Source organism: Pantoea sp. B_9, assembly GCF_008632015.1.
In the GTDB taxonomy this organism is placed as follows: domain Bacteria; phylum Pseudomonadota; class Gammaproteobacteria; order Enterobacterales; family Enterobacteriaceae; genus Pantoea; species Pantoea dispersa.
Genome location: NZ_VWVL01000003.1, coordinates 530,516 through 545,810, shown reverse-complemented (window position 1 = coordinate 545,810; position 15,295 = coordinate 530,516). Strand labels below are relative to the sequence as shown.

12 protein-coding genes are annotated in these 15,295 nt (G+C 59.3%); 7 read left to right on the top strand and 5 right to left on the bottom strand.

Going from position 1 to position 15,295, the window contains the following annotated elements; genetic code table 11:
* Position 1 precedes the first annotated feature (1 nt).
* Positions 2–676 (bottom strand): GntR family transcriptional regulator, encoded by a 675-nt coding sequence (locus F3I21_RS12770; RefSeq protein WP_150059067.1) that lies wholly within the window; start codon positions 674–676, stop codon positions 2–4.
* 114 nt (positions 677–790) lie between these two features.
* Between F3I21_RS12770 and F3I21_RS12765 the strand changes: the two genes are divergently transcribed.
* Genes F3I21_RS12765 through F3I21_RS12750 form a run of 4 tightly spaced genes read left to right on the top strand, consistent with a single transcriptional unit; the run spans position 791 to position 4,769 of the window.
* A complete protein-coding gene (locus tag F3I21_RS12765; protein WP_058758814.1) occupies positions 791–1,471 on the top strand; it encodes a DUF2848 domain-containing protein in 681 nt (226 codons plus the stop codon).
* Positions 1,472–1,481: 10 nt separating this feature from the next.
* Positions 1,482–2,825 carry an amidase gene (locus F3I21_RS12760; RefSeq protein WP_150059066.1) on the top strand — a complete coding sequence of 448 codons (1,344 nt, stop codon included), beginning with the start codon at positions 1,482–1,484 and terminating at the stop codon, positions 2,823–2,825.
* Positions 2,826–2,827: 2 nt separating this feature from the next.
* Complete coding sequence (locus tag F3I21_RS12755; RefSeq protein WP_141496047.1) at positions 2,828–3,469, top strand: DUF4286 family protein; 642 nt, start codon at positions 2,828–2,830, stop codon at positions 3,467–3,469.
* Complete coding sequence (locus tag F3I21_RS12750) at positions 3,456–4,769, top strand: MFS transporter (protein ID WP_150059065.1); 1,314 nt, start codon at positions 3,456–3,458, stop codon at positions 4,767–4,769. The genes F3I21_RS12755 and F3I21_RS12750 overlap by 14 nt, the downstream gene beginning before the upstream one ends.
* Positions 4,770–4,799: 30 nt before the next feature.
* Here F3I21_RS12750 and F3I21_RS12745 read toward each other — a convergent pair whose 3' ends face one another.
* Positions 4,800–7,394, bottom strand: coding sequence for an EAL domain-containing protein (locus F3I21_RS12745; protein ID WP_304622866.1), 2,595 nt, complete (start codon positions 7,392–7,394; stop codon positions 4,800–4,802).
* A 450-nt stretch (positions 7,395–7,844) separates the two neighbouring features.
* Here F3I21_RS12745 and F3I21_RS12740 point away from each other — a divergent pair, with 450 nt between their 5' ends.
* Positions 7,845–8,912 carry an acyltransferase gene (locus F3I21_RS12740; protein WP_150059064.1) on the top strand — a complete coding sequence of 356 codons (1,068 nt, stop codon included), beginning with the start codon at positions 7,845–7,847 and terminating at the stop codon, positions 8,910–8,912.
* 32 nt (positions 8,913–8,944) lie between these two features.
* Here F3I21_RS12740 and F3I21_RS23560 read toward each other — a convergent pair whose 3' ends face one another.
* A complete protein-coding gene (locus F3I21_RS23560) occupies positions 8,945–10,231 on the bottom strand; it encodes a PAS domain-containing methyl-accepting chemotaxis protein (RefSeq protein WP_150059063.1) in 1,287 nt (428 codons plus the stop codon).
* A gap of 409 nt (positions 10,232–10,640) precedes the next feature.
* On the opposite strand from F3I21_RS23560, the gene F3I21_RS12730 reads away from it, so the two are divergent.
* On the top strand, positions 10,641–11,699 hold the full coding sequence (locus tag F3I21_RS12730; protein ID WP_150059122.1) for a nitronate monooxygenase family protein: 1,059 nt from the start codon (positions 10,641–10,643) through the stop codon (positions 11,697–11,699).
* Positions 11,700–11,728: 29 nt separating this feature from the next.
* On the opposite strand, the gene F3I21_RS12725 is transcribed toward F3I21_RS12730, so the two are convergent.
* Positions 11,729–12,115, bottom strand: coding sequence for a thioesterase family protein (locus F3I21_RS12725; RefSeq protein WP_021509508.1), 387 nt, complete (start codon positions 12,113–12,115; stop codon positions 11,729–11,731).
* A 335-nt stretch (positions 12,116–12,450) separates the two neighbouring features.
* On the opposite strand from F3I21_RS12725, the gene F3I21_RS12720 reads away from it, so the two are divergent.
* Positions 12,451–13,791 carry an MFS transporter gene (locus tag F3I21_RS12720; RefSeq protein WP_021509507.1) on the top strand — a complete coding sequence of 447 codons (1,341 nt, stop codon included), beginning with the start codon at positions 12,451–12,453 and terminating at the stop codon, positions 13,789–13,791.
* 123 nt (positions 13,792–13,914) lie between these two features.
* On the opposite strand, the gene F3I21_RS12715 is transcribed toward F3I21_RS12720, so the two are convergent.
* Complete coding sequence (locus F3I21_RS12715; RefSeq protein ID WP_150059062.1) at positions 13,915–15,282, bottom strand: MFS transporter; 1,368 nt, start codon at positions 15,280–15,282, stop codon at positions 13,915–13,917.
* Between the last annotated feature and the right edge of the window lie 13 nt (positions 15,283–15,295).

Sequence of the window (15,295 nt, the reverse complement as noted above, 5' to 3'; positions counted from 1 at the left end):
ATCAGGCGTTCAGCAGCGCCTGCTTGAACGAATAGATGTGCACGCGCGCGGCGTCTTCTGCCCGTGTTACGTCACCCTGCGCCAGCGCCGCAATGATTGCGTCATGCTCGGCGATCACCTCCTGCATGTGCTGCGCGCTCGACAGCGTGGTTGCCCAGAAGCGCTGCGCCTGGGCATGGATGATGCTGAGAATATCTGACAGACGACCGTTGCCGGCGATGTCAGCCAGCACCTGATGAAACTCGCGGTCCAGCAGCATCATCTGCTCACGATCGCGCGCCACGCTGGCGGCGGCGATGCGCTGATTCAGCGCCTGTAGCTGGGCAATCTGCGCCGGATTCACGCGCTGCGTCGCCAGCCGCAGGCACAGCGCTTCATTTACCAGCCGCACTTCAATCAGCTCCAGCGCATCGTCAATCGACAGCGGTGCCACCATCACCCCTTTACGCGGGATAATCTGCAGTAACCCTTCGGTCGCCAGCCGGTGTACCGCCTGGTTAACCGGCGTGCGGCCCATTGCCAGATCCTCCATCACCTGCGCGGTATTGAGATATTCACCTGGCTTATAGCGCAGCGTAATCAGGCGATGCCTGAACGCCAGATAGGCCTGTTCATTCAATGAAACGCTTTTTTGTCCGGCCTGTGACTTCACATTTTCAGCAATTGAATCACTCATCACGCAGATCCTTATTGGGGTACTGAGACATCTTACACAAAAACCTGGCATGAAAATGGCTATCTTGAAATTGCAGTGAAATTTCACACGCATTTTTCATCAGGAGATCATCGCATGCATTTACGCTTTACAACCGACTCACAAGCCGCCCCGGTGCTGGATGTCGACATTAAGCAGCTGGTCATTGCCGGATGGGTTGGCCGCGACCAGGCGGCGGTGCTGCACCATATCAGGGAGCTGGAGGCGCTGGGCGTGCCCGCACCTGGTGCAGTCCCGCTGTTTTATCGCGTAGCCACCCAGCAGCTGGCGCAGCACAGCCCGCTGGAAGTGGTGGGCGAGCAAACCTCCGGCGAAGCCGAGCCGTTTGTGTTTTTCCATCGCGGCGAATACTGGGTGTCGCTGATTTCCGATCACACCGACCGTCACCTGGAAACCTTCAGCGTGGCACTGTCGAAGCAGGCCTGCGTTAAGCCGGTCGCCGGTCATGCGTGGCGTATGGCAGAGGTTGAGCCGCACTGGGATCGGCTGGAGCTGCGCGCGTGGATCAAAGTCAATGGCGACTGGGTGACTTATCAGCAGGGCACGCTCGACTCTCTGCTCACGCCGAGGGATCTGCTGGCGCGCTACTTTGGCGATCGCCCGGTCAGCGAAGGCTTTGCGATGTCATGCGGCACGTTGAGCGCGATTGGCGGCATCCGTCCGGCCAGCGAGTTCCGCATGGCGCTGCACGATCCGCTGCTGAATCGCACGCTGGAACACCACTATATCACCGGCACGCTGCCGGTGATTGCCTGAGGAGACGCGTATGACCACCTTATGGCAGGCGAGCCAGCAACTGCGCGCCGGAGACCTCACCGCAAGCGCCGCGACGCAACAGGCACTACGCGCCGCTGAGCAGCCATCGGGCGAAGGCGCACGCGTGTTTACGCGGACCTGCGCCGACAGCGCCGTTCAGCAGGCGCAGCAGGCTGATGCGCGCTGGCAACAGCAGCAGCCGCGCAGCCCGATTGATGGACTGCCAGTCAGCATCAAAGACCTGTTTGATGTGGCGGGCGAACCCACCTGCGCCGGCTCGCGCGTGCTGGCGGATGCGCCGCCCGCCGCGCACGACGCGCATATCGTGCAGCAGCTGAAACAGGCCGGTGCCGCTATCACCGGCAAAACCAACATGACCGAGTTCGCTTTTTCCGGGCTCGGTATTAATCCGCACTACGGCACGCCGGCTAACCCATGGCAGCGCGGCGAAAAACGCATTCCCGGCGGTTCTTCATCCGGCGCGGCGGTGGCGGTGGCCGACGGCATGTGCCTCGCGGCGGTCGGCACGGACACCGGCGGCTCGGTGCGGATACCGGCGGCGCTGTGTGGGCTGACCGGCTTCAAACCCAGCGCCAGCCGCATCAATCAGGCCGGCACGCTACCGTTATCGGCGGCACTCGACAGTATTGGCGTAATTGCCCATGACGTGCGCAGCTGCTGGCTGCTCGACAGCGTCATCGCCGATCGGCCTTTGCCGCTGACAGAGCGTGATATCAAGCGGGCGCACTTTGCGATTCCACAGACCCGGGTGCTGGACGGGCTGGATCTCGCGGTCAGCCAGGCGTGGCACCACGCGCTGGCACAGCTGCGCGCGCAAGGTGCCACGCTCACCGAGCTGCCGCTGTCTGAACTGGCAGAACTGGAAACCATGAACGCCCGTGGCGGCATCACTGCCTGGGAAGCCTGGCAGTGGCATCAGTCGCTGCTGCAGTCGCACGCGACGGGTTATGACCCGCAGGTACGGATGCGCATTGAGCGCGGCGCGTTGCTGAACGAGGCCGACGCACAACTGTTGTATCAGCAGCGCGCCGACTGGCGGCAGCGGGTGGAGCAGGCGGTGGCACCGTTCGATGGCCTGCTGCTGCCCACCGTGCCGCTGATTGCGCCGACCATCGCCGAACTCGACGACCCGGAGCGCTATCGCCAGGTCAACCTGCTGATGCTGCGCAACACCAGCGTGATCAACATGCTGGACGGCTGCGCCATCTCCCTGCCTTGTCATCAGCCCGGCAGTGCGCCGGTGGGTCTGATGCTGGCCGCCACCCATGGCCACGATGCCGCGCTGCTCAGCTGGGCGCTGGCGCTTGAATCCATCCTGCAACGGAGTCTCTGAAAATGACACATCCTCACGGCATGCTGTTCGTCGCCACCAACGTCGCCGCTGAAAACGAAGCTGATTTCAATCAATGGTATGACCATGAACATGTCGCCGAGCGCGTCGCCATCGACGGCTTTCTCAGCGGCACGCGCTATCAGGCGCTGGATGCTGAACGCAAGTACCTCGGACTGTATGAAACCCGCTCGCTGGAAACCTTCACCAGCGCCGATTACTACGCCGCCTTCACGCGCCAGACGCCGTGGTCGGTAAAAAACCTGGAGCGGATGATCAAACCGATGCGCCGCGTGTGCGCCATCACTCAGCAGCACGGTCAGGGCAGCGGCAGCCACCTCGCGGTGCTGACGCTACAGGCTGGCATTGAAACTGCAACGCTCAACGCCTGGCAGCAGCAGGTTGCCACGGTGCCGGGCTATATCGCCTCGCGCTTACTTACGCCGGACACCACGCTGAGCACGCCGCTGCCACAGGAAGATCGGGCGCAGCGCGCCATGCAGCCGATGCTGCTGCTCAGCTGTTCGTGCGCCGATGCCTGCCAGACACTGGCGGCCGCCGCGTCACAGGCGCTCAATGCCCGCGCTGAATTTTATGCGCTTAGCTGGCAGCTCACTAAACAGGAGATGGCTCATGGCGAATACTGATTCTACTCTGCCGCATGCCGCGCGTGCCGCAGCAGGGAAAACCCACACCGGCCGACTTGCCGCGGCCAGCTCCATCGGCACCGCGCTGGAGTGGTACGACTTTACCGTTTACAACATCATGGCGGCGCTGGTGTTTAACCATGTGTTTTTCCCCAGCTTCGATCCGCTGGTCGGCACCATTCTGGCGTTTTCAACTTACGCCGTGGGTTATGTGTCGCGTCCGGTAGGCGGTTTTATCTTTGGCCATCTCGGGGATGTCGCCGGGCGCAAGGCGGTCTTGATCACCACGCTGGTGATCATGGGCGTGACCACGGCGCTGATGGGCCTGCTGCCCGGTTATGCGCTATGGGGCATCTGGAGCCCGATTCTGCTGGTGGCGCTGCGCTTTGTGCAGGGCATCGCGCTGGGCGGCGAATGGGCCGGCGCGGTGTTGCTCTCCATGGAGCACGGCGAAGCCAGTAAGCGCGGGCGTAACGCCTCGTTCGCCCAGGTCGGGCCTTCCTGCGGCACGCTGATTGGCACCGGGTTTATCACTTTAGTGACGTTGTCACTCAGCGGCGAGCAGTTTCAGGAGTGGGGCTGGCGCATCCCGTTCCTGCTCAGTCTGCTGCTGGTGATGTTTGGCCTGTGGCTGCGGCGCGGCGTGGAAGAAACCCCGACTTTCGTGGCGATGCAGCAGGCGGAGAAAACCAGCCACATGCCGCTGAAAGAGGTGTTCCTGCGCTATCCACGTGAACTGCTGATCGCCGGCGGCTCGCGCATCGGCTCTGATGTGCTGTACGCGCTGGTGGTGGTGTTCACCCTGACATACGTCACCACCGTGTTACAGCTGCCGCGTCCGCTGGCGCTGATGGCGACGATGGTCGGCGCGATTGGCAACGCGTTGACGGTGCCGCTGTTTGGCGCGCTGTCCGACCGCCTGGGCCGCCGTCCGGTGTACATTGCCGGCGCGCTGCTGGCTATTGTCTGGTCGTTTGTGTTTTTTGTCCTGCTCGACAGCACCCAGCCGTGGCTGATTGTGCTGGCGGTGGTGATTGGCCTGCTGATTCACGCCATGATGTACGGTCCGCAGGCGGCGTTTGTCACCGAGCAGTTCCCCAGCCACGTGCGCTATGCCGGTTCGTCCCTGGCCTATACGCTGGCCGGCATCATCGGCGGCGGTTTTGCCCCGCTGATCATTACCTCGCTGTACAAAGAGCTGGGCAGCACGCTGTGGGTGTCACTGTATGTGACCCTGGCGCTGGCGATCACGCTGTTTGCCTTATGGAAAGCCAAAGAAACCGCGCACCAGTCGCTGTAATCACCTCTGGCGAAGGATCGCCACCTTTTATTAAATATTCATGTGCAGCGCCGGTTCACTGTGCGGTGGCTCGGTGGAGATTTGCGGCAGCGGCAGCGGTCGTCCGATGTAGTAACCCTGAATGGCATCGCACGCCAGTTCCTGTAGTTGCGACATCTGCACCGGCGTTTCCACGCCTTCCGCAGTTACCGACAGGGAATAGGCTTTGCCGAGTCCAATCATGTTTTCCACCACCTGGCGCGCCTGGGGCGAATCGGCCAGCGGAAAAATAAAGGATTTATCGATTTTGATGCCATCGAACGGGAAGGCGCGCAGGTAGCACAGCGACGCATAGCCGGTGCCAAAATCATCAATCAGAAATCTCACCCCCAGCGCTTTCACCGCCTGCATCACCGCCAGGGTTTTGTCCGGATCGCTCAGCAGCGCGTTTTCCGTGACTTCAATTTCCAGCCGCTGGCTCGGCAGACCGCTGAGCTGCAGCACCCGGGTGATGCGTTCGGCTAAGGCGCTATCCTGTAACTCGCTGGCGGAAATATTCACTGAAACCGCCATTTCCGGTCGGTAACGGGCGATGTCCTCGCAGGCATTGAGCAGCACCCAGTCGCTCAGCGCGCTGATCAGGCCGGTCTCTTCGGCCAGCGGAATAAACTGATCGGGCATCAGTAAGCCCAGCCGCGGATGCTGCCAGCGTACCAGCGCCTCGACCGCGCTGATGCGCTGCGCGATCAGGTCATAGCGCGTCTGATACACCAGCCGCAGCTGGTTCTCCTGCAGCGCTGCGCGCAGCTCATGCTCCATTTCGCGCCGCTGCACAATTTTCTCTTCCATGTCACGGTCGAAAAATATCCACTGGTTGCGGCCGCTGTTTTTCGCTTTATACAGCGCGATGTCGGCAAAGCGCAGCAGATCGCTGGCGTTGTCGGCATCCTGTGGTGCCAGCGCGATGCCGAGACTGCCGCCGATGTGGATGTCGTTGTCGTACACCGGAAACGGCAGATTGAGCTGGGCGATGAGCTGCTGACACAGCGCGTCGACCTGCTCGCGGCTGCCCGCCTCCGGCAGAATCACCACAAACTCATCGCCGCCGAGCCGCGCCACCAGGCCATTGCCGTTGAGCGTGCGCCGGATACGATCTGATACCGCATGCAGCACCTGATCGCCCGCTGCATGACCGTAGAGATCATTGACCGGTTTGAATTTATCCAGGTCGATCATGATCATCGCCAGCAGCGGCTGCGCCGGCAGTGGCAGGCTCAGCTGCCCCGTGAGGAATTCGCGCATCTGCACGCGGTTGGCCAGTCCGGTCAGTTCATCGAAGTGCGACAGATAGTGCGCGCGTGCCTGCGCTTCAACTTCCAGCGTTACGTCGCTGGCGCTGCCGCGAAAGCCGCTGACGCCGTGCGCCAGGCTGACGCGCTTGAGGGTCAGATTGCAGTAGCGCGGCTGATGCTGGGCGGAGAGATAGCGGCAGCCGTTCAGCGTGAGCTGAGCGCCCGAGTCTGCCAGCTGCAAAAGCCGGGCGCGCTGGTGCTCATCGCACAGCAGGAAATCCAGTAGCGTGCGCTGCAGCCACTCCTCGCTGGTAAACCCGGTCACTACCGGGAAACGGCCGGAAACCCAGCTGAAGCGCAGCTGGTCGTCCATCTCCCAAATCCAGTCGGTGGTAATTTCGGCGATATCACGGAAGCGGCGTTCGCTGGCGCTGAGCGCCCGCTGGCTTTGCGCCAGCAGCAGCGTATTTTCATCATTGAGCTGCGCCTTACGCAGCGCGTTGCGCATCAGCATGATGGCGCCATACAGGGTGATCAGCATGGCGATCACCAGCAGCGGCAGCAGGGCGGTCAGCAATTTACCGCCGGGGTTGCTGCTGGTCCAGCGCAGCGTAGCGTCATGGCCGTCGGCGGCGAGGCGCAGGCTTTCCGCCACTGGCGCGCGGGGTGCAGCGAATTCCACCCGCAGCGCGTTGATGCCGTACTCGTGCCCCAGCTGCTGTAATTTTTGCGGCGTCAGGCGATCGGCAAAGATCATCAGCGATGGCGGGCCGGGCTCCTGCGGCACGCTGTTATCGCCACCGGTAGTGATCCATGCGGCGCACAGCAGCACTAACTGCTGATTTACCACCACAAAGCGCGACAGCGCCTTACCGTCATTGTGCTGTAATTGCTGACGCAGCGCGGGCAGTTGCTGGCGACCGAGCCAGCCGGTGAAATCGCGTTGCTGCAGCTGACCCTCGATCACGCTGTAGACCGTGTCGCCGCGCGGCGCGATGACAAACACGCCCTCATAAGCAAAGGTCTGGAACAGCGACTCACCCAGATTCTGCCGCGTCCACGCCCAGTCAGTATTCAACGTGCGGTGCAGGTTTTGGTAGGCTTCGCCCCATTCTGCATTATCGGAGAGGTGAAACTGCATCACTTCCTGACGCGTCTGCAACGCCTTCTCCAGCAACAGGCGGTTTTGCCGCGCCTCCTGCTGGTTGAGATCGCTGGCGATAAAGCACAGCGTCACCAGCGCCACCATAAAGGAGAGAAAAATCAGCAGCACCATCAGCAGCATCGGCTGGCGCATCAGTCCGCGCATCCGACCATCGGTCGGGAAATCCATCAGTGAACGTTTCGCCATCATAGACTTATCACAAACCAGTAAAATGATATTTCATAAGTACGTTATGAGTATCGGCATGACTGCGCCGAACCTGGGCGAAAAAGTAAAAAAAGCGTGAGCGGAGCGGCAAAAACGGATCGCATATTCGGCCAGAAGCCCGACGATGCCGTGGTGTAATCAGATCTGTATAAGGTCTGTTAATAACAGGCCCTGCCGCTGCGTTTCCGCCAGTACAATACGGCGAATGCCGGTAAACTTTTCCCGTTGCGCTAATAGCTTAGTGTTTATTTCATGCTGATGACGATAAATATATTACAGCCATAATTTATCAGAGCGTGATTTAACGTTCTGGACCTGAAGAATTTCCGGGTTAAATGATGATGCGTTATCCAGGACTATTCTTGTTGAGTGTAAATCTTTGTCAGTGCTAATTTGCTGAAACCCATCTGCTCCTCTTTCCAGAGACCACTTATGCAACCACGTATCACGCATCTTGATGGCATGCGCGGATTAGCGATCCTGCTGGTGATTGCTTATCACGCCTATGCTCGCTGGCCCGAACTCTTGCCGTATGCCGCCACTACCCAGCATATTCCGCTGCTGGCTTTTGGCTGGGTCGGCGTGCAGTTGTTTTTTATGATCTCCGGCTTTGTCATATTTATGACGCTGGATAAATCATCCGGCTACCTCAGCTTTCTCAAAAAACGCTGGCTGCGCCTGTTTCCGGCTATGCTGATAGCCAGTCTGCTGCTGTACGTTGCCGGCGGCTTTTTTCCGGAGTGGTCGCTGATGACACCGGAAAGCCGCAACCTGCTGCCCGGCCTGATATTTATTAATCCTGAGACGCTGACGCAGCTCACCGGCATTGAATTCCGCTCCATGGCCGGATCGTTCTGGTCTCTCTATGTTGAAGCGCTGTTTTATCTGATTATTGGCGCGGTTTATTTTACCTTCGGACGTAAATATTGTCTGCCGGCGCTGATTGTGCCGATGTTATTACTTTCCGCCTCATCGGTATTGAAATCACTCGGCCATCCGTTATTAATCGATGTCATTTCAAAATTCGGTTTTATTCACTATGCCTGGTTTATGGTCGGCTGTCTGGTTTATGAACGTCTGCACGGGCGCGATAAACGTTATCACTACGCGCTGACCGCGCTGGCCTTGCTGATTAATTTCAGCTACTACGTTAAAAACAGCGGCGTGGTCGCCGTGATACCGCTGCTACTGGTGATGCTGTTTTTTATCGCCAGCTTTTATTCCAGACAGATTGAGCGCTGGCTTTCCCTGCGCTTTTTCACCGCCATCGGATTTGTCAGTTACGCCCTGTATCTGATTCATGAAAATTTAATGATCGCGATATTGATTAAGCTTAATGGCTATATCAAAAGTGAGGCGGTGATGACGATGCTGCCGGTGATGGTGGCCAGCGTACTGTATTACGTTGCCTGGCTGATCAGCAAATATGCCGAACCGGCGCTGCGTAATGCGCTGAAGTGGAAGCGGCAGCCCGCGCCGCAGGCGGGCAGCGGGCTGTAATCGCGCGGGAGCCAGCGCTCCCGCGTACGCTGTCACACATCCAGCCGGTGAATGACGTTCACAAACTCGTGTACGCCACTGTTGATTTCCCGCAGGCTGCGCGACAGCACGCTGATCTTCTCCTGTTCGGTCACCACAAATTGCCTGACCTCATCCAGCTGCTGATACATCTGCTGGATCAGGTCGGCATTTTGCTCCACGACCACGGATATCTGTTTGGTGGCGCTGGCGGTCGAGGCCGCCAGGCGGCGCACTTCACCTGCCACCACGCTGAAGCCACGTCCGGCCTCGCCGGCACGTGCGGATTCGATGGCGGCATTCAGTGCCAGAATGTTGGTCTGTGAGGCAATCAGGTTGATGGTTTCCACCACGTCGCTGATGCTCCTGGCCGAGGCGGTGAGCTGCGCGCCAATTTCGGCGGCGGCATTCACCTGCTGCGCCACCAGCCCGGAGTTGCGCACCGTTTCATCCAGCACTTCATTGGCGTTATCGGTAATTTGTGAGGTCTGCTCAGAGGTGGTCAGTGCGATATCCGCCACGCGCTTCGCCGCCTCGACGCGCGCGGTGATATCCGAGGCGATCTTGATCACTTTGTAGACCTTACCGCCGCCGTCAAATACCGGGTTGTAGCTCGCCTCCAGCCAGATGCGCTCGCCGCTGGCGGTCTTACGCTCAAAACGACCGACAAAATGCTGACCGTTGCCGATTTTGCGCCAGAAGTCCGGATTCTCGCGGTAAAAATTGTCGAAGCAGAACAGGCGATGATGCTGGCCGGCGATGGCTGGCAGGGTATAGCCCATATGGGTGAGAAAGTTGGCGTTGGCGGTAATGATGTGACCGTCTGGCGTGAATTCAATCACCGCCATCGATCGATCCAGCGCCGTTATCACCGCCTCTTTATGCTCCAGCTCCTGATGGCGCGCAGTGATGTCGCTCGCGACCTTGATCACTTTGTACACTTTGCCGCGCTCATCGCTCACCGGAAAATAGGTCGCGCTGAGCCAGAAGCGCTGATGCTGCTTGTTGAAACGCTCAAAAATGCCGTTCACCGATTCGCCGGCGGCCAGCGTTTGCCAGAAGGCGTAATAGTCGGAAGACTGGCTGTAAGCAGGGCTGCAGAAAATCCGGTGATGCTGTCCCTGAATTTCATGCAGCTGATAGCCGGTGACCTGTAAAAATTGTGCATTGGCGCTGAGGATTTCACCGGCCGGTGAAAACTCAATCCACGCAACATGCTGCTTTATCGCTTCAATATCCTTAGCAATGTCGCCACTTTTGGCAAATGGCAGAGAAAGGCTCGATTTTTTCACCCCGAACATGAGAGACCTCAGGCGCTTGGTATGCTGTTGAACGAAATGCAGGCGCAGATGCGCGCGTGCTAACGCATTCGGCGCGTCCAGTGGACGGCACCGCATGATTTCCCCGGTTGTCCATTACAGCCGTGCCACAGGCACAGGCTGCTGTCTCGCTGCGCACCGATGTGCGCAGGTGGGGTGTGTAATAGTGTTACCTGCCTGATGTTGTTACAGCGCAAGCTGAAAGCTGATTTTGCTATGCAACTTTGATTATCGACCGTAGCGTTAAAAATGTGAGAAAAAAGTGATCAACGCCGCGCGTGCGGGTAAGAAAAGTGCCCAGCGGACTTGTTAAAAGATGCATGTTAAATGTATGTTAATGCCCGAGACGTGACGCAATCAACGCCCGATGACGGCCTGGAGAAAAACCACCATGACGACCGCGCTGTGCCAGCTGTTAAAACTGCAGTATCCGCTGATTCAGGCACCGATGGCCGGTGTCGCCACGCCGCAGCTGGCCGCAGCGGTATCCAATGCCGGGGCGCTGGGATCGATTAGCGTTGGCGCGGTGACACCGCAGCAGGCGGCAGAAATGATTGCCCACACCAAGGCGCTGACGCGTGGCCCGATCAACGTCAACGTATTTTGTCACGCGCCGGCAAGGCGGGATGCCGCGCGCGAGGCGGCGTGGATCAGCCGGTTCAGTCCGCAGTTTGCGCAGTACCAGACAGCACTGCCGCCAGCGCTAATGGAGATCTATCAGAGCTTTTTGCACAATGAGGCGATGCTGGCGGTACTGGAGCAGGCGCGGCCGGCGGCGGTCAGTTTCCATTTCGGCATTCCCGATGCCACGGCCATCGCCCGGCTTAAACAACGTGACATTGTCACGCTGGCGACCGCCTCCAGTCCGCAGGAAGCGCGGGCAATTGCCCGCAGCGGTATCGATATCATTGTGGCGCAGGGCTATGAAGCCGGTGGCCATCGCGGCCATTTTGATCCGGGCGCGCCAGACCAGCAGCTTTCGACCGTTGCGCTGGTGCAGGCGATTCGTCAGCACACCGCGCTGCCGGTGGTGGCAGCGGGCGGCGTAATGGACGGTGCCGACATCGCGACGATGATGAAACTCGGTGCCAGCGGTGTACAGCTCGGTACGGCGTTTGTGCTGTGTCCGGAGTCGGCGGCCAGTGCGGCCTATCGTCGCGCGCTGCTGGCGGCTGGCGAGCGCGGCACGGTAATGACGGCGGCGATCTCCGGGCGTCAGGCGCGCTGCGTGCGCAACGCATTTTGTGAATTGTGCCATGACGTAACGCCGGAGGAGATTCCCGACTATCCGCTGACCTATGCGCTGGGAAAAGCCCTGGCGGCAGCGGCGGCTGCGCACGGCGAGGACGGCTTCGGTGCCCAGTGGGCCGGTCAGGGCGTGGCGCGGGTGCGCGCGCTGCCGGCGGCACAGCTGGTGGAGACGCTGATTGCAGAGTGGCAGCAGGCATAAAGCAGGCTGCTGCCACATAGTGTGTAACGTTACAGGCCGAGCGCGCGCGTTACCGCTTCCGGCATTGACGGGCGCCCATTGGCGAGGCAGGTGGCGACAAACGTGGCCTCGGCATACACCACGCCGTCGACCTTGATTTGCTGCACGAAGTTCACGCGGTTGCGCTTCTCATTCTGCTCCAGCGCGCAGGTGACTTCCACCTTATCGCCTTTCACCAGGCTCTTGCGGAAGCGCAGCGTGTACTCCAGCACCATGTAAATCTTGCCCTGACTGAACTCTTCTTCAATGTCGATACCCAGCGCCTCGCGCATGTAAGCGTGGCGCGTCCACTCCATGTAAAACGGGTAGTACAGCCCGTCGACCACGCCCTGAAAATCGATATGGCTTTCATCTACGTCATAGTGCTTTACGAACATTTTTGTATCCTGATAAGCGCGTTACGCGGTGAGGCAATGGGTATACCGCAGAATGACGCCGCGGGTAAACGGCAAGATGTTGCAAAGTAATTCCACTGTCGCCTGGCAGAATGAATGCTGGTATTTTCCCGTGCTGCAGCAGAAACTGACAGTTGCATCACATATCCATAATCAACTGGCTACCTTTTTGTGACAAATCACGCAGCCCGGACACATTTTTCTGCGCAGGGTCGCGCGGCCAAACATAATAGTTTTACTATGTACACGCATGTTGTACAGAGTAAAACAACAACACTGGCCGATTTGCGTTAAGCCATGACTCTGTGAGGAACTCTATGTCTGACAAGATAACCCGCGCGGCCGCTGTGCCCGATATTGAGCAGCAGACCGTAAAACGCGTCATCTGGCGCATTCTGCCGTTCCTGATCGTCTGCTATCTGATCGCCATTATTGATCGCGGCAACATCGGCATGGCGTCCCTGCAAATGAATGAAGACCTCGGGCTGAGCAAAGCGGTGTTTGGCCTGGCCAGCAGCCTGTTTTTTGTTGGCTATTTTCTGTTTGAGGTGCCAAGCAACCTCGCGATGCAGAAGATTGGCGCCAAAATCTGGATTTCGCGCATCATGGTGACCTGGGGCATTGTCTCGGTGTGCACCGCGTTCGTCAGCAGTGCGGAAATGCTGTACGTGCTGCGCTTTCTGCTGGGCGCTGCCGAAGCCGGCTTCTTTCCCGGCGTGATCCTATATCTGACTTACTGGATTCCGGCGAAATATCGCGCGCGCGTGATTGCGACCTTTATGGTGGCGATCCCGGCAGCCAACTTTATTGGCTCGCCGATCTCGGGTGCAATCCTGACGATGGACGGCTGGTTCGGCCTGCGCGGCTGGCACTGGCTATTTATCATCGAAGGATTCCCGGCGATTGTGCTGGGGGTGCTGGCTTTCTTCCTGCTCAGCAACCGTCCGGAAAATGCCCACTGGCTGACCAGCGAACAGCGCAACTGGCTGAGCGGCAAACTGGCTGAAGAGAATGCCCAGCGTAAAGCAATTGGTCATATCACCCTGTGGCAGCTGCTGCGCCACAAGCATATCTGGGTGATGGCGCTGATTTACGCCGGCGCGTCGGCAGCGGGTTCGACGCTGAGCGTCTGGTCACCGCAGCTGCTGAAATCATTTGGTCTGGATAACTTCACCACCGGTTTGATGAATGCGATTCCGTACGGTCTGGCATCGATTCTGATGATTGTCTGGGGCCGCAGCTCTGACCGCAGCGGTGAGCGTCGCTGGCACACCGCGCTGACGCTGTTCCTGATTGCCGGTGGACTGCTGGCGGCGTTCCTGACCGATACGCTGGCGGGCAGCGTGGTGATTCTGTCACTGGTGCTGATTGGTGCCTACTCGATGAAAGGGCCGTTCTGGGCGCTGGCCTCGGGCTGGATGTCCTCAACCACCGCAGCGGCCGGTCTGGCTGCTATCGGCGCGATGGCCAACCTGATTGGTGGCGGGCTGATGGTGAACGTTTACGGCATCATTAATGAGAAAACCGGCAGCCATGCGATGGCGATGATTCCTCTGGCGCTGCTGTGCGCGGCGGGCGGCATTGCGGTATTGCTGATGGGACGCAGCAAAAAGCTGCACGTTGAAGCGGAACAGCCGGTGGCCAGCACCGGGAAATAATCTCATGAGCCTGTGCCAGGGAGGGCACGCATCTGGCTCATCACGTCTGCCGTTATCCTGCTTTCATCCTTTAAAACATCCGTTTCCCGATGCGCCACAGGCACACCGGGAAACACGGCGTTATTATCTCTGCTCAGCGCTGCGCTGGCGCCACGGATCTTTCACCATGGCGACCGCCAGTGCGCCAATCATCAGGACTGCCGCCACCGCCAGCAGCGCCCACATAAAGCCGCCGGTAGACTGACGCACATAGCCGATCAGCGACGGGCCGAAGAAGCCGCCGAGATTACCAATCGAGACAATCATGGCTAAGCCGCCTGCTGCGGCATTGCCGGTTAAAAAGCCGGAAGGCAGCGCCCAGAACGAGGCCTGAAACGCCAGAATACCGCTGACGGTGCAGCACAGCGCCAGCATTTTGATCACCGGCGCATCGCTCAGCGCGCTGCACATCAGGGCTAAGGCGGCGATCACCAGCGCGCCGCTGATCCAGCGAATACGATGCGCTGATGCATTAGCGCGGCGCGCCCACAACAGCATGCTCACGGCACCGCAGACATAGGGCAGCGCGGCAAGAAAGCCGGTTGCCGTATGGCTCACACCGAGCTGTTTAATGATCTGCGGCATCCACAGTCCCACGCCGATCGAACCCACAATGCCGCAAAAGTTAATAAACGCCAGCAGATACAGCAGCGGATTGCGCAGCGCGTCGCGCATCTGGGAACCGTGCGTTGCCGCGATTTGCTGCTGCTCATCGGCCAGCCGGCGGCTCAGCAACTGCTGTTCACGCGGCGCCAGCCAGCGCGCTTTCTCCGGCCGGTCGCTCAGCACAAACAGGCACATGACGCCGAGGATCACCGCCGGTAAGCCTTCAATCAACAGCAGCCACTGCCAGTTACGGATATGCTCATGGCCGGTGATCTGCATCAGCGCGCCGGAAATCGGTGAGCCGATGATATTGGCCACCGGAATGCCGACCAGGAACGCGGCGGTGATTTTGGCGCGCCAGCTGCCGGGGAACCAGTAGGTAAAGAACAGATAGATGCCGGGGGTAAAGCCGGCCTCTGCTACGCCGAGACAGAAGCGCGCAACGGCAAAGCTGACGGGGCCACTGATGAACGCGGTCGCCATCGAAATCAATCCCCACGAAATCATGATGCGCGCGATCCAGATGCGCGCGCCCACTTTTTGCATGATCAGGTTGCTGGGAATTTCAAACAGGAAATAGCCGATAAAAAACATGCCTGCGCCGAAGCCAAACTGTTCGGCGGTGATGCCGAGATCGGCGTTCATGCCCAGCGCAGCAAAGCTGACGTTGGTGCGGTCAAGGTAGCTGACCACATAGCAGATAAAGATAAACGGCAGAATGCGACGAAAGGCTTTGGCGGCCGCCTGCTCACTGTCCTGGAAATCCTGTTCACTGAGCGTTTCATGGCGGGGTGGCAACGCAGCCGGCTGAGCCGGCGCAGGGCTGGATGTTGAGTGCAGGGTCATAGTAATCTCCGGT